We start from the raw sequence: 21,966 nt of genomic DNA on the forward strand, positions 1-21,966 counted from the left end.
ATTTACGATTTCGGACCTTAGACCTATCGCCGGACTCCTTCGTCCGACCGGGTTACAGCTCCGTGCGTAGATGGGGCGCGTCGATTCCGTGTCCCGGGCCCTCGGGTTCGATGTCCGGGGTCAGTTGCAGGTCGACGACGTCGTCACCGAGCAACAGGTTCCCGTCGAGGTCGACATACGAGAACGCCCCGATGCCCGAGACCAGATGGCGGCCGTGTGGAGGCCGATCGAACTCTCCAGCATACAGCCGACCATGAGGTCGAGATTCGCCGCCAGCGCGATCGACGCGATAGATTGCGCCCCGAGAACGCCCGATTTCCCGAGTTTGACGTTGAGGACGTCCGCGGCTTCGTTCCGGACGATCCGCATCGCGTCGGTCGGCGTGAACACGCTCTCGTCGGCGGCGACGGGGATTCGAATCTGCCGTCGGACCTGCGCCATGCCGTCGACGTCGGTTCGGTGGACGGGCTGTTCGAGCAGCGCGAGATCGACGCCCCGTTCACGCATCGCGTCGGCGAACCGCACGGCTTCTTTCGGCCGCCAGCCCTGATTCGCGTCGACTTTGAGTTCGGCGTCGGGCGCGGCGTCCCGGACGGCGACTACGCGGTCGACGTCGTCCGCGACCGTTCCGCCGGTTTTGATCTTCAGTTCGGTGAACCCCGCGTCGACGAACGTTTCCGCTCGCTCCGCCGCCGTCTCCGGTCCCGCCATGTCGATGGTCACGTCGGTGGTGACCGTCGACGGGTCGCCGCCGAACAGCATCGAGAGGGGAACGTCGTGTTCCCGCCCGACGGCGTCGAGCAGCGCCGTTTCGATGGCGGTCGTCGCCGACACCGCCCCGCGGTATCGGTCCCGCACCGCCTCCACGAGCCGTCGATACTCCCCGAGCGGTTCGCCTCTCAGCAGGTCCGCCGCCTCACGGACGACTTCCATCGACGCGTTCCGACTGTCGCCGGTGATCGGGGGATCGGCGCTCCCTCTCCGAGCCCCGTCGTTCCGGTGTCCGTGTGGACGACGACCGCGAAATTGTCCGCGCTCGACTGCGCTTCGAGCGAGATCGTGAACGATTCGCGCATCGCCAACTCCAGCGGCCGGACCGTGACGTCAGAGATCACTGCCATACGGCCCGAGTCGGACACCACGGTTATAACGATGCGGTGGGGCTCCTGCCGACCCGCGGATCGACCGCCTGCGGTCGGATGAGTGCCGCCGTGTCGGTCGCTCTCCGCGCCGCGTCGGCGCGTGGCCGAATCCGCCGCTGACCCGCCCGCGGTGACGGTTCTCGCGGTCGTCCGTCTCCCATCTCCGGAGGGCGTTGGCCGCCCGATCATTTCACCTGTGATTAGTTACATACCCTGCAGTATCGGGACGCTCGCGATACTATTAAGACGTCCCCTCGTCCTGATTTAGCTATGCCTGACGACACCGAGGTAGGCAGTGAACGCCGCCGAAGGTTTCTCAAATATTTGACGGCTACGGCCGGCGCGGGTTCGCTGGCGGGCTGTTTCGGGGGCGAGGAAGCCGGGACGCCGACGAGCGGCGGGGCGACTGACCAGGGTGGCCAGACCGACAGCGGCCAGGACGGATCCTCTGAGAGCGGTGGGGCGAGTTTCACGTACGCGCTCGGTTCGCAACCGGTGAACCTCTCGTGGTGGAAGGCGTACGACGACATCACGAACCCCATCACCGTTCACCTGTACGACACCCTCCTCGAGTTCAACCGGCCGGATATGGAACTGACTCCGGCGCTGGCGAAAGACTGGACCATCGACGACCCGACACATTACGTGTACAATCTGCGGGAAGGCGTGACCCTCCACAACGGCGACGAGATGACCGTCGACGACGTCGTCGCGAGCGCGAACCTGACGACGTCGTCGGAAGCCTCCTCGCCGCTCGCGTGGATGCTCAGCAGCGTCGACAGCTACAACAAAGTCGACGACTACACGCTCGAAATCGTGCTGAGCGAACCCGACGCCACGTTCCAGTACGTGCCGGCGACGCAGGCGATGGGCATCGCGCCGAAAGCAGCGATCGACGAGAAGGGGACGGACCTCGGTCAGGAACCCGTCGGCTCGGGGCCGTTCAAATTCGAGAACTGGCAGAGCGGAAGCCAGGTGACGCTGAGTCGCTTCGAGGAGTACTGGGACGACGACCTGCCGAACCTCGACGAGGTGACGTTCCAGATCGTCCCGGGCGGGACCGGTCGCCTGACGGGGCTGCGACAGGGCGATTTCCACGGCTCCCACTCGCTCTCGACGGACCAGTATTCGGTCGTCGAGCAGATGCAGAACGTCGACCTCCACCGGACGACGTCGTTCCAGACGACGTTTCAGGTCATGAATCTGGAGATGGAGCCGTTCGACAACCCCACGGTCCGCCGGGCCATCAACTTCGCGACCGACACCAAGGCGATCACCGAGAGCGTCGTCGGGAAGTACGGGACGCCGGCCATCAGCATGCTCCCCGAGAACATGTTCGGCCACGTGACCCCGGACGACCTCGAGTACGGCGGCTACCAATACGATCCGGACAGGGCGCGCTCGATGCTCGACGAGGCCGGCCTGACGGGCGACCCTCGCTTCGAGTTCACGCTGATGACGACGAACGCGACGTTCCTTCGGAAACCGTCGATCATCATGCAAGAGCAACTCGGCGAAGTCGGCATCAAGGTGAACATCAATCAGGTCGAGCAGTCGAAGATGCTGAGCGTCTCCCGGCCCCCTCGACGAGCATCCGGGTATGATCACGTCGTGGTGGGCGTCCGACTTCCCGGACCCGGGCGGCATCCTGAACCCCGTGTTCCACTCGGACTTCATCGTCCCCGACGGGAACAACTGGTTCGGCTACAGCAACCCCGACGTCGACGAACTGCTGAACACGTTGCGGACGAGCGTCGACCAGGCGGAACGGGAACAGGCTGCCAAGGAGGCGAACAAGCTCATCGTGGACGACGCGCCCGCCGTGTTCATGGTGCACCCCGACACGACCCGCGCCCTGAACCAGAACGTCCAGAACTTCGAAGGCGCGATGCCCTCGTTCGTCACCCACTTCAACACGTTCCTCCGCGACGTCGCACTCGAACAGTAGCGCAATGGTCTCGATCCAATCGCTTCGCTATCTGGGCAAACGCCTGATATTCGGCGTGTTCACCGTCTGGGCCGTCACCGCCCTGGTGTTTCTCCTCATGCATCTCGCTCCGGGATCGATCGTCGATACGGTTCTCGGCGGCGGCGTCATCACCGACGAGATGCGCCAGCGCATCATCGAGCAGTACCACCTCGACGAGCCGGTTTACGTCCAGTATCTTCTCTGGGCCGGCGACCTTCTCCGGGGAACCTCGGCCAGCCGTACGCGACCGGACAGCCAATCGCGAAGTTGCTCGCGGACCGATGGGTGATCACGGCACAGATCACGTCGGTGAGTCTGGTGTTCGCGACGCTGCTGTCGATACCGACCGGTATCCTCGCCGGCTACAAACACGGCACCCTGTTGGACCGCGTCCTCACCGTCATCGCGATCCTCGGCGTGAGCGTCCCGGTGTTCGTCAGCGGCGTGCTGGCGCTTCTGGTGTTCTCGTATCACCTCCGACTCGTCCCGCCGTCCGGTGCCGGCGTGGGCGTCGTCGATCGGTTACAGCGACTCGTGCTCCCGTGTCTGCTGTTGGGTGGGACGATCGGAGCCCTGATGTTCCGGATGATGCGGGCGGGGATGCGCGACGTCCTCGAGAAAGATTACATCGAGACGTCCAGAGCGATGGGAATCTCGACCCGGAAGACGGTCGTCAAACACGCCGCCAAGAACGCGCTGGCCCCCGTCCTCACCGTTTCGGCGCTGTGGATCGGATTTCTCATCATCTACGGGATGGTCGTCGAGTACATCTTCGGGATGTCGGGATTCGGACGACTCATCATCAACGCCGTTCAGCAGCGGGACTACCCCATCGTCCTCGTCGGCACGATCGTCACCGCCGTCGTCTTCATCCTCGCGAACATCGTGGTCGACTTCCTCTACACGTGGGTCGACCCCCGGGTCGTCGTCGGTGACAGCGAGTGAGGCGCGCTCCGACTCGGGGCGCGGACCCACGCGCTTCGGGGACGGCGTCCTCGCGGCGTGACGGAAGCGAGCGGCGTAGCTCACAGCGGTAGCGCGAAACCGCGCACTCTACGACACCGCACACAGCGGACCTGACTTTTACTTGCCTGAGGACCGGGAGTAGATGCATGGCACTACTTCGAACCGCTCGACAGCCACGCGTCGACGACTTGCCGGGGCGGCCGTCGTAGCGCTCGGTGTGCTCGTGTCCCTGATTCCGCTGTACGACACCTGGGACGACGTCTCGAACCTCTCGTGGGCGCTCGTCACGACGTTGCTCGAGAACGCCCCGCTTTTCTTTCTCGCGTTCGGCCTCGTCGGCGGCGGCGTCTGGCTCTCGCGGCGGGACTGGGACCCCAAATACGCCTGGACCGTCGCGAAGTGGAACGTCGGCGGCTTCGCCGCTGTCGTCCTCCTGTACGGTCTCGTCATCTCGCTCCAGCTCTGGTCGATGCACGCGCTCAAGCCGTGGGTACTCGTCCTCGACGGCGTGTTGTTCGGTGCCGTCGCCACGTTCGGGGTCGGCCTCAACAGCGCGCTCCAGCAACGCGCCCGCGACGACCTCGAACGGAGTCGGGAACGCTACCGGACCATCACCGACGACGTCCTCGACGAGACGGAGGTGGCGACGTTCATCTTCGACGACCGGTTCCAGGTCGTCTGGCTCAACGAGGCGGCCGCCGACTACTTCGATCTGGATCGCGAGGCGGCCGGGAGCGACCAGCGCGAACTCGTCGAGGACCACATCGCCGACCGCGTCGCGGAGCCGGCGCAGTTCCGCGAGCGAATCCTCGCCACCTACGACGACAACAGCGACACCGAGCGGTTCGAGTGCCGCGTCGTGGGGACCGACGGCGAGGAGCGCTGGCTCGAACACCGGAGCCAACCCGTCGGGTCGGGGCTCTACGAGGGCGGCCGCGTCGAACAGTACGCGGACGTCACCTCGCTGAAGCGCCGCGAGCAGGAACTCGACATGCGGGAGCGCAAACTCCGGGAACTGTACGACGTCGTCTCGGACACGGCGCTCACGTTCCGAGACCAGGTCGGCTGTCTCGTCGACATCGGCCGCGACCTGTTCGACGCCGAGTACGGCTCGTTCGCGCACATCGACCGGGAGTCCGACGAGTATCGCCTCGAAGTCGTCGAGAGCGAGCGGGGCGACATCGAAGCGGGCGACGTCGTCCCGTTCACTCAGACCCACTGCGAGCGGATGGTACGCGAGGACCGAACGCTCCAGTTCGAGACGCGCCCTTCGACGTCGATGCCAAGGCGTACGGCACGGACGCCGGCTTCGAGATGTACGTCGGGACGCCCGTCTACGAGAACGACGCGCTCTACGGGGCGCTCTGCTTTCTCGACCGCGAGGAGGCCGACCCATTCGACGACTGGCAGCTCACGATGGTCGAGCTGATGGGGAACTGGATGGGGTACGAACTCAACCGGAAACACCTGCTCGAGGAGAGCCAGCAGCGGATTCGCGAACAGGAGTCCAAATTCGAGGAGTTCGTCGCCGCCGTCGACAACTACGCGATCTTCAGCCTCGACACGGAGGGGCTGGTCACGTCGTGGAATCGGGGGCGAAACGGATCATCCAGCACCGCCAGCGAGATCGTCGGCGAACACGTCTCGGTGTTCTATCCGGACGAGGCGGTCGCCGACGGCAAGCCGGCGGCGCTGTTGGACGAAGCCGCAGAGACCGGCGAGGCGCGCGACGAAGGCTGGCGGATCCGCGAGGACGGCACGCGCTTCTGGGCCGACGTCACGATCGCCGCCCGCTACGACGAGTCGGGCGACCACCTCGGCTACACGAAGATCGTCCGGGATCTGACCGACCAGCGGGAGTACGAACGCGCCATCGAACACGAACGCGAGCGCCTGGAGTTCGTGAACCGCATCGTCCGCCACAACATCCTCAACGGCCTGAACCTCGTCGACGCCCGGACGGACATACTCGACGCCCAGTTCGTGGCGTCTCCGGACGCCCGACGCCACATCGAGACGATCCGGGACCGCGTCGCGGACATGTCGTCGTTCATCGACACGATCCGGACGTTCATGGACGCCGCCGTCGGCGAGGCGACGCACGAACTTCAGCCGGTCGACCTCCGGGACGCGCTCGACGAGGCCGTCTCGCGCGTTCGGGAGTCGCACCCGGACGCCGTCTTCGACTCGCACGACCTGCCCGACGAGGAGTGCGTCTACGCCGACGAACTCCTCGTCGAGGTGCTGGAGAACGTCCTCTCGAACGCCGTCGTCCACAACGACGAGGAGGTGCCCCGCGTCGAGGTGTGGGCGACCGAGACGACCCGGACCGTCCGCGTCGACGACGAGACGGGAGAGCCCGTTCGCCCGCCGAACGTTCGAGAGACCGAGACCGACGTCGAAGAGCGACCCGCCGTCGCCGTTCACGTCGCCGACAACGGGCCCGGTATCCCCGACGACGAGAAGGAAGCGGTCCTCCAGAAAGGCGTCGCCGAACTGTCCCGTCCCGGAAACGGATTCGGGCTCTACCTCGTGAAGGAGATGCTGCAGATGTACGGGGGACGGTCGACGTTCGGGACAACGAGGGCGCGGGGACGACGTTCGAGTTGATCTTCCTGCGGGCGGAGTCGGCGGGCGACTGAGACGGGCCGCTCACGGGGCGGCGGACTCGACGGGCCGCCTCGCCATGTCCGAACGTTCTTTCTCCTCGCCGTCCGAGGTACGGACGATGACCGACGACGACCCCGAGGTGCCCATCGTTTGCGAAGCCTGTGGGACGACGACGAGAATTCCCCTCGCCGACGTGGCCGAGATGCTCGACCGACACAACGAACAGCGACACGACGGCGCGGACGTCGCGCAGGTCGACCCCGAACTCGCCGACCAGTTGGCCGACATGGTCGCCGAAGATTTGGGGTTGCTGTGAGGGCCGTCGCGCCCCGCGGCCGTCCGGCCTCGCGTCACTCCGTCCGTCGACTTTCGGGGCCGTCGCTTCCGGGTTCGCCGGACGTTTCGTCCGAATCGCCGGACGCGTCGCCCTCGGATTCGCCGGATGCCTCGTTTGAATCACCAGCCGATTCGTCCGAATCGCCGGACGTCTCTCCGGCCGAGTCGGTAGACGCGCCGCCTCCCGTGCCGTCGTGGGCCCGAATCTCGTCGCGCACCACGTCGGCGAACTCGGCGGGGTCGTACACCTCGTCGACGGAGACGGTCAGGTCGCCGCTGGCTCCGGAGCGAACCGCGACGTTGCCGAGGCCAAACAGGAGTCCCACGCGCTCCGCCGTTCCTCGACGGCTCGTACCTTCTCGTGGGGCACCTCGTTGCGGATCAGCGAGATGAAGCGGTACTCCTCGATGACGCGCTGATTGGTCACGAAGTACGTCGTCAGGGTGTTTCGCCAGTAGCGATGGACGCCGCGCGAGAACAGGTACAGCCCCAGCGCGAGCACCGCCGTCGGGTAGACCAGCGGCGTCTGCGTGAAATACAGCAGGTAGCCGCCGACCCCGAGAAACGGCACGGAGACGAACGCCTCCGCGAGGGCGTTCCGCTGGGCGGGGTCGCGCTCGTCGACGACGGCCTCGTTTTCCCGCATCCGCGGGGCCTCGGGGGCCGCGACGAAGTGGACGTACAGCCCGACCCCGAAGACGAAGAGGCCGAAGACGATCAGCAGCATTCCGACGATCGGCGGCGTCTCCGGTCGCGGTCCGACCACCGGATACCCCCGGCCAGATACGCGCCGACGACCACCAGCGGCAGCGCAAAGAGCGTGCTCCAGACGGCCGGGAGTCCTCGCGCCACTGTCACTCACCCCTGAAGAGTTCGACGAGGATGGCCAGAATCGAGGTGATCGTTCCGATGATCGTCAGCGTCGTCTGATCCAGCGGCGTGTCCCCACACCGGGTGAAGAACCCGCGCTGACAGGTCGGCGCGGGCGTCGCGGTCGGCGTGAGTGTCGGCGTGGGCGTCGCGGTCGGCGTGAACGCCGGCGTGGGCGTCGGCGTCGCGGTCGGCGTCTCGACCCCGTCCTCGACGGTCACGGGCCGGCTGACGATCGATTCGTTGGCGACCCAGACGCTCTGGTCGGTTCGGTGCGCCGACAGCGGGAAGGCCGCGCGCTCGACCTGTTCGTAACTGATCCGGAAGACGACCGTCTCGCGCTCGCCGGGAGGGACCGACGCGCGCTCCGTGGCGACGACGGCCCCGTCGAGCCGGTACGTCAGTCGGCCGTCGAACGCGACCGTGTCGACGTTCCGGACGGTGACGTTGGCGACGTACGTCTCCCCGCGGCGCACGTCGTCGGGGCCGTTGAACGCTTCCGTGACCAGCGCCGAGGCGTCCCCGGTCGGCTCCCCGACGAAACGGACGGCGTCGCCGTCGCGGCCGCCGTCGGCGACGACGGCGTGGTCGTACGTCGTCCCCTCCCGGAGGGTCGCGCCGGCGGCTTCGAGGGCGGAAACCGTAACCGCGAACGCGACCCGCTCTTCCTCGTCGTCCGCGACGGTCACCGTCTTGGTGGTCACGTTCGCCCCGTCGAAGCGGTACGTGACGCGGCGCGTGATCGTCGTGTTCGCGGGGTTCGACAGCGTCGCGAGCACGACGAACGACCGGTTGCGCGTGATCTCGGCGGGTGCGCCGAACCCGCTCACCGCGAGATCGACGTCGGGCGTCACGCGCAGATAGCGGGCGACGCCCGTCCCGCTCTCGTTGCGAACGCCGTGGACGTACGTGCCGACGGCCACCGACTCGTTCGTCGACCGCAGCGACGCGAATCGGACGTCGAACGCCGTGGTCCGCGTCTCGCCGGCGTCGACGGTGACGTTCCGAACGGCGACCGCCGTTCCGTCGAACACGTACTCGATCGACTCCGTTCCCGTGACGTTGCCCCGGTTCGTCACCGTCGCCGTGACGCTGACGTTCTCGCCGCGCCGCACCCGCTCGGGTGCGGTGACGTCGCTGACGACGATCGGCGCGTCCGTCGTTCCGTTCGCCGACGGCTGTGTCGTTCCGTTCGCCGACGGCTGTGTCGTTCCGTTCTCCACCGGCTGTACCGTCGTCGCCGACGGCTGACCGGATGCGGAGACGGGGGCTCCCGAGACGAGGACGAGCGTGACTGCGACGCCGAGGATCACGAGGGAAGGGAACCGTTCAGGGTCTGCGGGCACGCGTCCAGTTTCCAGCCGACTCGTTATAAAACTCCGAGAGCGGGGTGGTCGCATCGGTGGCGAGGTGGCGCGTCGGACCGAGCCGTCATCGCCCGATTATCCATCTAGATAATCACGGACGAATTTTAAATACGAGCGCGCGGGATCGCGTGCCATGTCCGACGGACCGTCGCGAGATCGGTCGCGTCCCCGAGGAAGACGGGGAGGAAGCCGTCCTCCGCCGCTGCCCCCGGGCGATCCGGACGCGTGGTACGCGACCGACGTCCGCTCGCAGTACGAGATCCACCCGGGCGTCGTCGCCACGATCCTCGAAACCGAACGAGGCTTCGAGTATCGAATCCGAGAACCGAGTCTCGGTCCGCGCGTCGACCGAGCGCTCTCGCGGGTTCGCGACCACTTCACCGTCGTCAACCGCCGCCGGCCGCTGACCCGGGAGGGTGCTGTCGAGCGTGCGGCGCGCGGATTCGAGCCGAAATACCGGCGCGTCCTCGACCGCCTGCTCGACGTGTCGCCCTCGGCGTGGCGGCGCGTCACCTACCACGCGCTCTGTGAACTCCGGTTGCTCGACGAACTGACGCCGCTGGCGCTCGACGACCGCATCGACGTCGTGGACGTCGTCGAGGACGACGGTCGGGTGGTCGTCCACACCGAAAACTACGCGCCGGCGACGACGCGATACGACGCCGACGCGCCGTTCGTCGACCGGGTGGCCGGCGAGCGCCTCCGGAAGTACACCGTCGACTTCGCGGGCTTCGACGTCGAGGTGGTCATCTACCGCGAGAACCTCCTCGGCAACGACCACTTCTCGACCAAGTACGCCGTCCTCGAACCCGACCTGCTGCCGGGCGACGAGAACCTCATCGACGAATGCAAGGAGCGCATCTGGGAGGCGAACGTCGACGACGTAGTCGAGAACCGACACGCTTTCGTCCGCGAGCGTGCGCGACAGTTCCTCTCCCGTCGGCTCACCGCCCGGAACACGCGGGCGTGGCTCGAGGCGACCCGCTACCGGATACGGGCCGCTCTCGCCGAGTACGGCCTCGCGCTCCCGCCGGTCGACAGTCGGTACGCCACCGACCGCCTCGACGACCTGGTCTACTACGTCCTCCGCGACTACGTCGGCTACGGTGCGCTGACGATCCCGATTCGGGACTCGCATCTCGAAGACGTCGAGGCCAACCGCGTCGGGGAACGCGTGAAGGTCATCCCGCGCGCGGACGAACTCCCGGTCGGTCGCGTGCCGACGAATCTCTCGTTCGACGACGAGACGGAGTTCGTCAACATCGTCACGCAACTCGCCGCCCACGACGGCACCGAACTGAACGCGAGTCGCCCGAGCGCGAAGGTGAATCTCGACCCGCCGGGCGTCGAGGAGACCATCCGCTGTGCCGTCGCCCTCCCGGTCATCTCCGAGGACGGCCCGCACGTCTCCGTCCGCAAACAGGCCAGCGACGCCATGACGCCGGTCGACCTCGTGGGTCACGGGGCCATCTCGACCGAGCTCGTGACGCTCCTGTGGCTGCTCTACGAACACCACGGCGTCGTCCTCTTTTCGGGACCGACCGGCGTCGGCAAGACGACGCTCATGAACGCCCACATGCCGTTCGTCCCCTACGACGACCGACCGGTCAGCATCGACGAGGGGTCCCGGGAAGTCCGACTCCCCCACGAGACGGGCATCTCGCTCACGACGCGCGACCACGAGAACGAGTACAAGCGCGTCTCGATGGCGAAACTGATGACCGAAACCAACTACCTCAATCCGGACGTCGAGGTCATCGCCGAAATCAACACTCCCGCGAGTTTCGAGACGTTCGGCGAGACGCTCAACACAGGCCACGGCGTCATCGGCACGACCCACGCCGAGAACGTCGACACGCTCATCAACCGCGTCATCGAGCAGGGACTCCCGCCGTATCTGCTGCGCGAGATCGACCTGGTGGTCTTCCCGCACCACGTCGACGGCGACCGGTACGTCAGCGAGGCCGTCGAACTCCTCTCGGAGTCGGAGTACGAGACGCTGGACGACCGTGACGGGACCGGCCACCTCCGCTCCGGCGTCGTCGAGAAGGGCGGGCGGACGCTCTACTGGAACAGCGTCGCCGAACGCGACACCGACGGCACCTTCCGCCTCGATTACGACCACCCGCAACTCGACGACGATCGGCGGGCGCTCGGCTTCCGCCTCTTTCACCGCATCGCCGACCGGACCGACCGGGACGTCAAGGCCGTCGAAGCCGAGTTCCACCGCAAGCACCGCTACGTCAAGTATCTCGTCCGCGAGGACGTCACCGACTTCGACCGGCTGTTCGGATTCATCTCGGATCTGCGGACCGACGAGGCGGCGACGGTCGAACGCATCCGGCGGCAACGCGCCGACGGCGAACGGGGCGGATCGGCGTGACGGAGGGGACCGTCGCCGCCGCCGAGCCCGCGCCCGCCGCGGCCTCGCTGTCGGCGCTCGATCGGGTGCTGTACGCCCTGTTCGCCCGTAACGCCGACAGCGGACGCCACGCCCGCGACCGACGCCACTACCGCGGCACCGACCTCCGGATCAGTTTCGACGTCTTCCTCGCCCGCGTCTACGGCGCGTCGTGGGTCGTCGCCGTCGTCGTGGCCCTGGTGACGGGACTCGTCGTCGTCACGGCGTCGCCCGACCTGCCGGACGCGATCGCCGCGGTTCTCGAAGCCAGCCTCCCGGTCGTTCGACGGGACGGCCTCCCGTACGTCCCGCGGATCGCCGTCGCTGTCGCCGCCGCCCTCGTCGTCGCTGGCGCTGCCAAGGCGGCGACCGTTCGCCTCGGCGGGCGCTATCTCGCGGCGTGCGTCGGCCCGCCGAAGCGACGTCGAACGCACGATGCCCGGTGCGGTGCGGTATCTGTACGTCCTCTCGTCGGGGAGCGACGGCCACCGCGAGATGCTCCGAAAGGTGGCGAGTACGGACGCCTACGGCGAGACCGCGGTGGCGACCCGGAAGGTGTTGAACACGACGGCGCTCACCGGGAGCCTGAACGAGGGACTGCGACGGGTCGCCCGCGATACGCCGTCCCGCGAACTGCTCTCGCCGTTCCTGTTGAAGTTCCGCGAGCACGCCGAACAGGGCGAGGAGGAACTGGCGACGTATCTCCAGATGGAGAGCCGGATGCTCGGCCACCGGCAGGACCGGGCCAGGCAGCGCGCACAGGGCTTTCTCGAACTGCTCTCCGAGATGTTCATGGTCCTGCTCGTGTTGCCGACGCTGCTGGTCATCGTGTTGACCGTCCTCGCGGTCATCGCTCCCGGACTCTCCGAACCGGTCGCGACGCCGCTGGGCACGATTTCCGCGCGCGCCGTCGTCGTCTACACGAGCGCCGCGTTCGTGTTCGTCCTCGGCGTCGGCGCGAGCGCCGTCGTCGGCGAACTCCGGCCGCCGGGACAGACCGTCGCGTACGAACGACCGGCGTCGGCGTCCGACGTCGTGCTGACGGCCGCTATCAACCCGGCGAGCGCGGCCGCCGTCGGCGTCTTCGTCGCCGTCGCCGCGGCCGGCGCGCTCTGGTACGAGGGCTACCGGCCGACGAACGTGGTCTTGCTCGGCTACGTCGCCTACGCGGTGCCGGTCGGCCTCGTCTCCGTCCGCCGGGCGCGACTCGACGACGCGAAAGACCGGCAGATAAAGGATTTCGCCCACGCCGTCTCGGGGCACGTCAACCTCGGGCGGCCGTTTCAGGAGGCCGTCGAGATCGTCGCGCGCGACGTCGACTTCGGCGCGCTGAACCCCGACGTGGCCGATTTGGCGCTGAATCTGAGCTTCGCGACCCGCGAACCCACCGACGTGGACGTGCGGGCCGCGGCGCTCGATCGGTTCGTCTCCCGGGTCGGAACGCCGCTGGCCGAACAGTCGGTCGGGCTGGTGACTGGCGCGCTCGACGCCGGGAGCGACGCCGGCGCGGTGTTCGACACGCTCCAGACCGAAATCGGCCGCCTCTACCACGAGAAGCGCGAACTCCGGTCCAATCTCCTCGTCTACGTCGCCGTCGGATGGACGACGGCGTTGCTCGTCATCGGCATCGCCGTCGCCGTCGGGATGCAGGTGTTCGACGGGTTCGCACAGCTCTCCTCCGTCGAGGGACCGGGCGGGTACGTCCTCAACGCGACGGCCATCGACCTGCCACGGGAGCGCTTTCGCATCTACGTCGTCACGCAGGCGACGATGCTCGCCTCGGGGTGGTTCGCGGGGACGGCGAGCCGCGGTCGGTACGAGGCGCTGTTGCACTCGGGCTCGCTCGTCGCGGTCTGTTACGCCGTCTTTGCCGGGGTGGGTATGATATGACCGCTCGCCGGGGGCAGACGGCCGTCGTCGGCGTCGCGTTGCTCCTCGCGATGACCGTGTTGAGTCTCGCCGCGCTCACGGCGACGATCGGCACCGTCGTCGAGGATAGCTCGCGGGCGGCGGAGACGGGACGGGTCGTCCGCGGCTTCGACGCCGCCCTCGACCCTCACGCCGGGACGCCCCACGAACGACGGATCGCCGTCTCAGCGGCCAGCTCCGAACCGCCGCCCGAACGGTCCGTCTCGTCGACGGCCCACGAACGCTCGCTGTCTGGCGGGCGGACGCCCTCGTCTACGGCGAGCACTCCGCTCGCGTCGCTTACCTCGGCGGTGCCGTCGTCACGGGGCGTCCCGGGAGCGCGAACCTCCGCGTCGAGCCACCCATCTCGACGGGCGAGGGGGGCCTGTTCGTCGGTGTCCCGACGCTCGGGACCGACGGCGTAACCGGATTCGCCCCCGGGGCGGACGGCGCGATCCTCCGCACGAACGCCACCCACGACCGTCGGACGTTCACGAAGCAGGTGGGGTACGGTCTCGCCGTGGAGACGGCGACGCCCGGCGTCTGGGAGCGGTTCTTCGAGGATCGCGGCGCGAGCACCTCTCGCCGGGAGTTCGACGACGACGGCGTCGTCAGCGTCGTCGCTCGGTTCCCCGCCGTCGACGAGGCGTCCGTCACCGTTCACGACCTGGGGCTGGTGATTCGGCGTGCCTGACCGCGCCGTCGCGCCCGTCGTCGGCAAACTGCTCGAAGCCGGCATCGTCGTCCTCTTTATCGTCCTGTTGACGACGGTGCTCTACGGCGGCGTCGTGCCGTCCTACCGGGCGGCCGTCGGTGCCGAACTCGGCGATCGGACGCTCGTCTCGGCGGCGGACCGCGTCGAATCGGCCGTCCCGGAGACGGGCGACGCCGTGTCGGTCGAACTCCGCGTCGACCTCCCCGAGACGCCGCGGCGCGGGCTATTCGATCCGCGCCCGCGGGCGGGCGCTCGTGCTCGACCACCCGCATCCGCGAATCGGCGGCGAGACGGCCCTCGGCCTTCCGTCGAGGGTCGTCCGCGTCGAGGGCGAGTGGGAGAGCGCTCGGCCGGCCACCGTCGCCGTTCGGGGAAGCGGGGACGGGCTTCGGGTGACGTTACGATGAACGCGCCGTCCCGCAGGGCTCAGGCGAACCTCTTCGCGCTGGTCGTCGCCCTCGTGTTGCTCACGACGGTGACGACGCTGGGCGTCGCCGTCGCCGACGGCGCGCTGGCGGGTGCGGACCGCAGCCCCGCGGAGCGCCACGCAGCGGCCGCCGTCGCAGACCGCCTCGTCGTGGCCGACGCGCCGTGGACCGCCGAGGCGAACGTCGTGAACGGGAGCAGCGTCGAACGGCTGACGGCCGCGGACGTCGACCGTCTCGCACCGGCCGCGGAGGGGCGTCCGCTCCGGATCGCCCTCGACGACGAGACGGTGGTGCAGCGACGAACGCCCGTCTCCGGCGTCACCGTTCGTCGGGGCGTCCTCGTCGCGACGTGGACGCCCGTCAATCGGACGGTGAACGTCTCGCGTAGTCGAACCGTTCGCCTGCCGCGCGGCGTCGAACGCGTCCGCCTGCGGATCGATGCGGGCGCGGATGCGACGGTGAAGTCGGTCCGAGCGAACGACCGCGTCGTTCTCCACGCACAGCGAGGCGTGGTGGGGACGACGACGGTTTCGCTCTCCGCGACCGGGCCGACGACGCTCCGGCTGGTGACGGCGACGCAGAACAGTTCCGGGACGGTCGCGCTCGCGTATCGTCGCCGGGAGACCACGGCACGGACGCTCACGGTGACCGTCGATGGCTGGGGACAGCTCTCGCTGTCGGTGTTCGAGGCGGGCGTCGGCGTCCTCCTGATTCTCGGCGTCGCCGCGGGGTTCGGCCTCGGCCTCGCCGGCCCGCCCACCGACTCGGCACAACTCGATCGGTACGCGGACGACGCGGCGACGACGCTCGGAGCGACGCCGGCGACGGCCGGAAACCGGACGCTCCTCGAAGCGCTCGCGCACACGCCGGCGTCGTTCGAGCGCGAACGGCCCGCGGCTCGGTCGCATCTCACGAAACTCGTCCCGGCGACGGTTCGGATCCACGTCCGGACGCCGGTCGGGACGTTCGGCCCCGCGCCGCCGTCGACGGTGGCCGTCGGCCGGACGACGGCGTCGACGCGGCACGGACCCGTCACCTTGCGTGGTACGGATGACGGACGCTCCGCGGGGACAGCTCGTCCTCGTGGCCGCCGTCGCCGTGGCCGTCGCCTTCGTTCCGATGCTCGTCGCCTACGTCCAGTTGGGACACCATCCCGACGTCCGGTCGAGCGTCGACGACGCCGACGCCCTCGCGGACGCCGACGGCTATCTCCAGCGGTCGGTCCGGGCGGCCACGGCTGCCACGGCGGGCCAGTACGCGAACGGCAGCGAAGACGTCGTCGCGACGCGGGTCCGTGACCGACTCGCCGCCGACCTGCGCCGACTGGACGACGCCGGCGCTCGACGGGGTCGACTACGCCGTCGCGTTCAACGACACGGCGGCCGATCGGTTCGCCGAGACGCACTGTCCCGGCGGGGAACTGCGCGAGTTCGAACCGTGCGCGGCCACCGGCGGCGTCGTCGCGCAGTCGCGGGCGAACCAGACCGTCGTCGTCGCTGCGGCGTTCGACGTCACCGCCCGGAGCGCCGCGGCCACGCGTCGGCGACGTACGTCTACTGGGGCGTCAACGGGAGCGTCGCCTCGACTCACGTTCCTGGGGTGCACGGACGCGTCGTGAACGCGGGCGTCGACCCCCGATCCACCGTCGCTCCCGGACCCGCCGAGCGGACGGCGTTCCAGCGGAGCGGTCCGTCCCGTCGCCGTCGCTCCGCTCGCCACGAGATGGATTATATTTCCGAAGAAACGAGAAAATGGGGCTGAACGCACTATTCAGAGCGGATTAATTGAATCAAATTTCATTGTTTCATGGTTTAGCCAAAGATTAATCAGGGGTGGATCAGTGATTGGCATATAGCATGTCGGAACAAGAGCCTACGAGCGGTTCAGAACTGAACGAAGTCGAGCAGACGGACAAAGAGCACGTCTTTGGGACGTGGTCGTTCCAGAAGGAGGTGAGTCCGACCCAGGTCGTCGACTCGGACGGCGTTCGCTTCACGACGGCGGCCGGCGACGAGTATATCGACTTTTCGGGTCAGTTGATGTGTTCGAACCTCGGCCACTCGGCCGACGCCGTCGCGGACGCGATCGACGAGCAGGTACGCGAGACGGCGTACATCGCGCCGAACTACACGACCGAGGCCCGTTCGGAACTCGGCCGGAAGCTCGCGGAGGTGACGCCGGGTGACCTCTCGAAGACGTTCTTCTCGACGAGCGGAACGGAAGCGACCGAAGCGGCGATAAAGATCGCGCGCGCCTACACCGGCAAGCAGAAAATCGTCTCGCGCTACCGCTCGTATCACGGCGCGACCTACGGTTCGATCAGCGTCACTGGCGACCCCCGCCGACTGAAAGCGGAGCCGGGGATTCCGGGGACGATCAAGGCCCCCGACCCGTACGCCTACGGGTCGACGCTCGATCCGATGGAGAGCGTCGGCCTTGTTAACCCTCTGGTGATGACAACTCAGCCCATTCTGCCGAGATCTATTCCCTTCTTATTGAAGACGACGCTCACTAAACCAACTGTAGAAGGTTACGGCCAGCCGGTTGGCAACTCGTCCTGATGGTCGTGCATCAATCTGAGAAGGGGCTCGATCTCCTCGAACTGTGGGCCGCGTGTGATAGTCCCGGTATCCCGATCCCAATCGACGAATCCTGCATCGGCCAGCTTTGGGAGATGGGCGTGATAGAGTTGCAGGTGTAGTGTGTCCAGCGCGTCACCATCTTCCTCGTGCCCATCCGCGCTCAACTCCGATGCGATGTCGTCCTCATCCTGCGGGTTTTGCTCTGCAACAGCCATGAGAATGCGGCGGCGGTACTCGTGGCTGAGAATCTCGAACAGTTCACTCAGTGATCCGCCATTCCCCTCGATTTTTTTGCTGACATTTGCTGATCGCTCTTGTTGCGAAACGCGTCACCTAATGATGCGTTCCGCGCAACCGATGCGCGAAGAGAAATGGATGACTGCGAACGGGTACTCCCGTTTCAAGCAGCGCCCACCGTTGGGGCTAAACGCACAGTGTGTGCTGGCCCGTACGGTGTCTTGGTTCCCGAGAGGAAATGGTTGTGGGTGTTGTAGCATGATTGTCGAATTACTGCGACGTGGTTTCAGCAAAGCTACCACGTCTCTTCACCATCCGTCGGTATCGGCACTACGCCGATCCACAGTTGTTCTCGGCGACTGCGAACGCCCGCTCGATGTTATACACGACGCACTTGATGACGAGTTCGCGGAATTGCTTCCACCAGCGGCGCGACCGCACGAACGCGCCGAATTTCTGCTTAATCGCCGCGTTGACTGTCTCGTTCATGTTTCGTCGATTGTAGAGATCGCTGTCCAGCCGGGCATTCCACGCCTTGTGGAGGGTGTGAACTCGCGGTGCTTGATGACCGGGCGAATATCGAGCTCCCGGGCGAGTTGCCGGAGCTTCTGGTCGTCGTAGCCCCTGTCACCGGTCAAGATCGAGATGTACTGTGCGTTCCGTTTCACTACCTGTGGTGCAATCTGCGTATCGTGCTTTCGCGTTGTCGTCACGTGAACATCGAGAATGGCGTTGGTCGCTGTATCGACCAACAGCGTCGTCTTCAATTGCTGTATGGTGAGGTTGGTTCGCTTCGTGTAGTGAGTTGATGCATGCGCCCGCTCGAATCCGGACGCATCAATGCCGATGACACCGTTCAGCGGCACGTCCGCAAGTGAACCGTTCAGCAGAACCCGCCAGACGGCCATCTCTAAGCGGTCGAAAGCCTTGCAAAGTGTCGAGGGCGCGGGGATCGAATCGAGATCAAGGGCGTCACGAATGCGAGGCATCTCGATGAGCTCATCAACGAGGTCGCGGTAGGTGGTCGTCTTCTTCACCTTGAGACAGAGCAGAACGACGTGCTGGCGGAGCGTGAATCGCTTCCGTGAATATCGAGTCGAAAACCGAGAAACGGTACGGCGAGCCAGCACTATAGCTCGTTCAACGAAACGGAGGAGACGTGACTTCGGAAGGGAAACCATCCTGTCTCAGACTACTCGTCCATCATGTTTGCCAGCAAGGGTTTCAACAAGGCCAGAGCGTCGAATACATCGACGAGATGCTCGAACTCGAGGGCGATACGGTCGCCGCGGTGCTCGTCGAACCGATCGTGGGTTCGAACGGCATCCTCGTGCCGCCGGACGAGTATCTCCCGCGACTCAAAGAGATCGCCCACGATCACGGGGCTCTGCTCATCTGCGACGAGGTGATGGCCGGATTCGGCCGGACCGGCGAGTGGTTCGGCTGCGACGTCTTCGACGTCGAACCCGACATCATGACGATGGCGAAAGGGCTGACCGGCGCTTACCAGCCGCTCGGCGCGACGATCGTCACCTCCGAGATCGCCGAGCATTTCGAGGAGAACATGTTCTGTCACGGCCACACGTACGCCGGCCATCCCGCGGCCGTCGCGGCGGGGAACGCGGCGATCGACACCTACCGCGAGGAGAACCTCATCGAACGCGCGAGCGAGGGCGAGTACCTCGGCGAGCGGATCGAGGACCTCGCGGAGAAACATCCGAGCGTCGGCGACACGCGAGGCGTCGGTCTGTTCCGCGGCATCGAACTCACGAAACACCGGAGAAACGCGTCCCGTTCGGTACGCGAGAGGACAAGATCAGCCCCGGTAGCACGGTCGTCGACGAGGTGTCCGCGCGGGCCAAAGAACACGGCACGTACGTCGCGAACATGATCAACACCCTGATCATCGCGCCGCCGTTGACGATCACCGAAGACGAAATCGACGAGGCGATCGACGCGATCGACGCCGCGCTCGAAGTCTCCGACGCCGCCATGGATTCGGTCTCTACGACGTAGGCGCTTCGTCCGGTTCTCTCTCCTATGAACGACACATTACGGTCGATACCCGACCTCGACGAGACCGACCTCGCCATCCTCGAACGAATCGAGGACGATTTCGACGTCAGCCTGAAGACGCTCTCGGACGAACTCGACATCTCCCAGCCCGCGATCCACTACCGACTGAACAAACTCAAGGAGAAAGGCGTCATCGAGGGCGTCACTGCCGACGTCGACCCGCTCGCGTTCGGCCTGGAGATGGTCGCGATCACCGACGTTTCGGTCACCACGACGGGCTACTCACAGAACATCGGCGAGAAACTGGTCGATATCCGCGGGGTCGAACGGGTCTACTACACGATGGGCGACGTCGATTTCGTCGTTCTGAGCCGCGTCCAGACGCGCGATCAGTTGAACGACCTCGTCGACCGCGTCGTCGCGCGCTCGAGGGCGTCAACGAGACGTCGTCGAAGTTCGTGATGCAGGAGTTCGACAGCGACGCCGCGGTGGTGGCGAACCTCACTCCGGAAGCGCGGGACGCCGTCCTCGACGCCGACGGGTGAGGAGCCGTCGGCCGTCGACCGGAAATATTGATCTTTGTTCTGGTTTGGCGATATAGTGACACAATTTTGCTAATGTCGGCTCCTGTCGCTAAATTACTCTGATAATCGAGATGGTGGATCAGCAAATTTAAATGGCGCTATGGTAGATAGGCGAACCGATGTCACGAGAGACAACCGCAAGCGATAGCACCGAGAAAGGCGACCCGACCGGTCAGAGCGGGAACACCCGACGTCGGTTCCTGAAATCCGTCGCGGTGAGTACGGGCGCGGTCTCGATCGCCGGCTGTACGGGACAGTTCGGCGGTGGAGGCGGCGCAGAGCCGATCAAGATCGGGACGCTCTACGACAACAGCGGCCCCATGGGATTCGTCGGCAAGGAAGGACGCGGCCACGAAGATGTGGCTCGAAGAGCAGAATCACACGCTCCTCGACCGGGAAGTCGAGTGGATCGACTACAACCCCGCGGGCGACAACACGAAGTACAAGAACCTGACCCGGAAGCTCATCCAGCAGGACGACGTCGACATGATCTTCGGAGCGCTGCTGAGCTCGAACGGGAGGCGCTCCGTCCGATCGTCGACGAGAACAAACAGCTGTTCAGCTACAACGACTGGTACGAGGGCGGCGTCTGCGACGAGTTCATGGTCCTCAACACGACCCTCACCTCCCAGCAGCGCCCCCTGATCGACTTCATGGTCGAGAACTTCGGCTCCGACTACTACGCGCTCGTCGCGGACTACAACTACGGGCGCGTCAGCAACCGCTACGCGCGACATTACGCCCAAGAGAACGGGGCCGAGCCGGTCGGCGAGGAGTTCATCCCGCTCGAAGTCTCCGAGTTCGGCTCGACGATAAACCGCATCAAAGAGGAGGACCCCGACTGGATCCTCAGCCTGCTCGTCGGCTCGTCGCAGCTGTCCTTTTTCAAGCAGGCCGAATCCGCCGGAGTAGACCTCCCGTACGGGTCGCTCGCGAACATCGCGGGGACGTACGAACACGTCAAATTCGAGCCGCCGGTGATGTCCGACACGTACTCCTGTTTCAGCTACTTCCAGGAGATTCCCACCGAGCGAAACCGGCAGTTCGTCCAGAAGTTCCAGGAGAACAACCCGGATTACACGAAGGAGAACGGCGGGTACGTCTTCCTCTCGATCGCGGACGCGTGGAACGCGATCAGGTTCTACTGGAAGGCAGTCGAGAAAGCGGGCACCGTCGATCAGCAGGAGGTTCTCGCGGCCTACGAGGACGGTCTCGAACTCGAATCGCCGAAAGGACGATCACGTTCAACGGCGAGACGCACCACGCCACGCAGAACATGTGGCTCGCGAAGGTCAACGACGACCACAGCATCACCTTCCTCGACCAGGGCGGCAACGAGACGGATCAGCCGATCGCCGAGAACGTCCAGACGAGCGAGTGGTTCCGCAACCAGTAACCTGGTCGAAGACAGCACGTGGGACGACCCGAAGACGGAGTATCTGACTCCTGACGAGGGTGATCTCGCTTAATGGCAGTCGTCGAGGAACTTTTCCGATTCCTCGTGTTGATGCTGAGTTTCTTCGACGCCTGCACTGGCGGGCATCGGCCTCGCCATCATCTTCGGCATCATGGGCATCATCAACTTCGCCCACGGGGAGTTCATCATGATCGGCGCGTACTCGACCTCGATACCAGTTCGGACTCCCGCTGATCGCGGCGATCGGCGTCGGCGGACTCGCGACGGGCGTCTTCGGACTCGTCGTCGAGCGCCTGCTCATCCGCCACATGTACGACCGGCTGATCGACACGCTGGTCGCCACCTGGGGATTGAGCCTCATACTGACGCAGGTGGTCCGGATCCAGCTCGGCGGCTCGTTCGCCGGCGTTCCGGTTCC

The 21,966-nt window shown here is 66.1% G+C and carries 15 protein-coding genes and 8 pseudogenes; 17 read left to right on the forward strand and 6 right to left on the reverse strand.

What is annotated here, in order from left to right; all coding sequences use genetic code 11:
- Positions 1-52 precede the first annotated feature (52 nt).
- A pseudogene (locus tag ACFQJD_RS02695) lies at positions 53-1,121 on the reverse strand (dipeptide epimerase).
- Between the two features lie 291 nt (positions 1,122-1,412).
- On the opposite strand from ACFQJD_RS02695, the gene ACFQJD_RS02700 reads away from it, so the two are divergent.
- The 6 genes from ACFQJD_RS02700 to ACFQJD_RS02725 all read left to right on the forward strand — a co-directional run bounded on the left by ACFQJD_RS02700 (position 1,413) and on the right by ACFQJD_RS02725 (position 7,003).
- Entirely contained in the window at positions 1,413-3,137 is a 1,725-nt protein-coding gene (locus ACFQJD_RS02700) for an ABC transporter substrate-binding protein (RefSeq protein ID WP_379795966.1), read from the forward strand.
- Positions 3,095-3,400: a hypothetical protein gene (locus ACFQJD_RS02705; RefSeq protein ID WP_379795968.1), complete on the forward strand. Its 306-nt coding sequence runs from the start codon at positions 3,095-3,097 to the stop codon at positions 3,398-3,400. The genes ACFQJD_RS02700 and ACFQJD_RS02705 overlap by 43 nt, the downstream gene beginning before the upstream one ends.
- Positions 3,397-4,056: an ABC transporter permease gene (locus ACFQJD_RS02710; RefSeq protein WP_379795970.1), complete on the forward strand. Its 660-nt coding sequence runs from the start codon at positions 3,397-3,399 to the stop codon at positions 4,054-4,056. The genes ACFQJD_RS02705 and ACFQJD_RS02710 overlap by 4 nt, the downstream gene beginning before the upstream one ends.
- Positions 4,057-4,294: 238 nt before the next feature.
- Complete coding sequence (locus ACFQJD_RS02715) at positions 4,295-5,506, forward strand: PAS domain S-box protein (RefSeq protein WP_379795972.1); 1,212 nt, start codon at positions 4,295-4,297, stop codon at positions 5,504-5,506.
- Positions 5,392-6,687 carry a PAS domain-containing sensor histidine kinase gene (locus tag ACFQJD_RS02720; protein ID WP_379795974.1) on the forward strand — a complete coding sequence of 432 codons (1,296 nt, stop codon included), beginning with the start codon at positions 5,392-5,394 and terminating at the stop codon, positions 6,685-6,687. The genes ACFQJD_RS02715 and ACFQJD_RS02720 overlap by 115 nt, the downstream gene beginning before the upstream one ends.
- Positions 6,688-6,763: 76 nt before the next feature.
- Positions 6,764-7,003, forward strand: coding sequence for a hypothetical protein (locus tag ACFQJD_RS02725; RefSeq protein ID WP_379795976.1), 240 nt, complete (start codon positions 6,764-6,766; stop codon positions 7,001-7,003).
- Between the two features lie 34 nt (positions 7,004-7,037).
- On the opposite strand, the gene ACFQJD_RS02730 is transcribed toward ACFQJD_RS02725, so the two are convergent.
- The 3 genes from ACFQJD_RS02730 to ACFQJD_RS02740 all read right to left on the reverse strand — a co-directional run bounded on the left by ACFQJD_RS02730 (position 7,038) and on the right by ACFQJD_RS02740 (position 9,239).
- Positions 7,038-7,349 carry a hypothetical protein gene (locus ACFQJD_RS02730; RefSeq protein ID WP_379795978.1) on the reverse strand — a complete coding sequence of 104 codons (312 nt, stop codon included), beginning with the start codon at positions 7,347-7,349 and terminating at the stop codon, positions 7,038-7,040.
- Positions 7,289-7,750, reverse strand: a complete 462-nt coding sequence (locus ACFQJD_RS02735; RefSeq protein WP_379795980.1) for a hypothetical protein — start codon at positions 7,748-7,750, stop codon at positions 7,289-7,291. The genes ACFQJD_RS02730 and ACFQJD_RS02735 overlap by 61 nt, the downstream gene beginning before the upstream one ends.
- 127 nt (positions 7,751-7,877) lie before the next feature.
- A complete protein-coding gene (locus ACFQJD_RS02740) occupies positions 7,878-9,239 on the reverse strand; it encodes a PH domain-containing protein (protein ID WP_379795982.1) in 1,362 nt (453 codons plus the stop codon).
- A 154-nt stretch (positions 9,240-9,393) separates the two neighbouring features.
- On the opposite strand from ACFQJD_RS02740, the gene ACFQJD_RS02745 reads away from it, so the two are divergent.
- The 7 genes and pseudogenes from ACFQJD_RS02745 to ACFQJD_RS02775 all read left to right on the forward strand — a co-directional run.
- Entirely contained in the window at positions 9,394-11,643 is a 2,250-nt protein-coding gene (locus ACFQJD_RS02745; protein WP_379795984.1) for a type II/IV secretion system ATPase subunit, read from the forward strand.
- A pseudogene (locus tag ACFQJD_RS02750) lies at positions 11,640-13,551 on the forward strand (type II secretion system F family protein). The gene ACFQJD_RS02745 and the pseudogene ACFQJD_RS02750 overlap by 4 nt, the downstream one beginning before the upstream one ends.
- A complete protein-coding gene (locus ACFQJD_RS02755; RefSeq protein WP_379795986.1) occupies positions 13,548-13,994 on the forward strand; it encodes a DUF7289 family protein in 447 nt (148 codons plus the stop codon). Before ACFQJD_RS02750 ends, ACFQJD_RS02755 begins: the two are co-directional and overlap by 4 nt.
- A gap of 77 nt (positions 13,995-14,071) precedes the next feature.
- A complete protein-coding gene (locus ACFQJD_RS02760) occupies positions 14,072-14,263 on the forward strand; it encodes a DUF7289 family protein (protein ID WP_379795988.1) in 192 nt (63 codons plus the stop codon).
- Complete coding sequence (locus ACFQJD_RS02765; protein WP_379795990.1) at positions 14,256-16,010, forward strand: DUF7263 family protein; 1,755 nt, start codon at positions 14,256-14,258, stop codon at positions 16,008-16,010. Before ACFQJD_RS02760 ends, ACFQJD_RS02765 begins: the two co-directional genes overlap by 8 nt.
- A complete protein-coding gene (locus ACFQJD_RS02770) occupies positions 16,007-16,330 on the forward strand; it encodes a DUF7261 family protein (protein ID WP_379795992.1) in 324 nt (107 codons plus the stop codon). The genes ACFQJD_RS02765 and ACFQJD_RS02770 overlap by 4 nt, the downstream gene beginning before the upstream one ends.
- A gap of 238 nt (positions 16,331-16,568) precedes the next feature.
- Positions 16,569-17,168 (forward strand): annotated as a pseudogene (locus tag ACFQJD_RS02775) (aminotransferase class III-fold pyridoxal phosphate-dependent enzyme); the annotation flags it as partial.
- A gap of 74 nt (positions 17,169-17,242) precedes the next feature.
- Here the strand turns inward: ACFQJD_RS02775 and ACFQJD_RS02780 are convergent.
- The gene (locus tag ACFQJD_RS02780) at positions 17,243-17,509 is read right to left on the reverse strand and encodes a DUF7344 domain-containing protein (RefSeq protein ID WP_379795994.1); all 267 of its coding nucleotides are present in this window, start codon (positions 17,507-17,509) and stop codon (positions 17,243-17,245) included.
- A 352-nt stretch (positions 17,510-17,861) separates the two neighbouring features.
- Positions 17,862-18,712, reverse strand: a pseudogene (locus tag ACFQJD_RS02785) (IS5 family transposase).
- A gap of 53 nt (positions 18,713-18,765) precedes the next feature.
- On the opposite strand from ACFQJD_RS02785, the pseudogene ACFQJD_RS02790 reads away from it, so the two are divergent.
- From ACFQJD_RS02790 to ACFQJD_RS02805, 4 pseudogenes are all read left to right on the forward strand, one after another.
- A pseudogene (locus ACFQJD_RS02790) lies at positions 18,766-19,547 on the forward strand (aminotransferase class III-fold pyridoxal phosphate-dependent enzyme); the annotation flags it as partial.
- A 24-nt stretch (positions 19,548-19,571) separates the two neighbouring features.
- A pseudogene (locus tag ACFQJD_RS02795) lies at positions 19,572-20,092 on the forward strand (Lrp/AsnC family transcriptional regulator).
- 396 nt (positions 20,093-20,488) lie between these two features.
- Positions 20,489-21,600, forward strand: a pseudogene (locus ACFQJD_RS02800) (transporter substrate-binding protein).
- A gap of 63 nt (positions 21,601-21,663) precedes the next feature.
- A pseudogene (locus ACFQJD_RS02805) lies at positions 21,664-21,966 on the forward strand (ABC transporter permease subunit); the annotation flags it as partial.

It is taken from the genome of Haloplanus sp. GCM10025708 (assembly GCF_042663985.1).
Lineage (GTDB): Archaea > Halobacteriota > Halobacteria > Halobacteriales > Haloferacaceae > Salinirarus > Salinirarus marinus.

Excerpts from the sequence above, each read along its gene's own strand:
- ACFQJD_RS02735 (WP_379795980.1), bottom strand. The coding sequence starts at position 7,750 with ATGCTGCTGATCGTCTTCGGCCTCTTCGTCTTCGGGGTCGGGCTGTAC.
- ACFQJD_RS02720 (WP_379795974.1), top strand. The coding sequence starts at position 5,392 with ATGTACGTCGGGACGCCCGTCTACGAGAACGACGCGCTCTACGGGGCG.
- ACFQJD_RS02725 (WP_379795976.1), top strand. The coding sequence starts at position 6,764 with ATGTCCGAACGTTCTTTCTCCTCGCCGTCCGAGGTACGGACGATGACC.
- ACFQJD_RS02705 (WP_379795968.1), top strand. The coding sequence starts at position 3,095 with ATGGTCTCGATCCAATCGCTTCGCTATCTGGGCAAACGCCTGATATTC.
- ACFQJD_RS02700 (WP_379795966.1), top strand. The coding sequence starts at position 1,413 with ATGCCTGACGACACCGAGGTAGGCAGTGAACGCCGCCGAAGGTTTCTC.
- ACFQJD_RS02745 (WP_379795984.1), top strand. The coding sequence starts at position 9,394 with ATGTCCGACGGACCGTCGCGAGATCGGTCGCGTCCCCGAGGAAGACGG.
- ACFQJD_RS02780 (WP_379795994.1), bottom strand. The coding sequence starts at position 17,509 with ATGGCTGTTGCAGAGCAAAACCCGCAGGATGAGGACGACATCGCATCG.
- ACFQJD_RS02755 (WP_379795986.1), top strand. The coding sequence starts at position 13,548 with ATGACCGCTCGCCGGGGGCAGACGGCCGTCGTCGGCGTCGCGTTGCTC.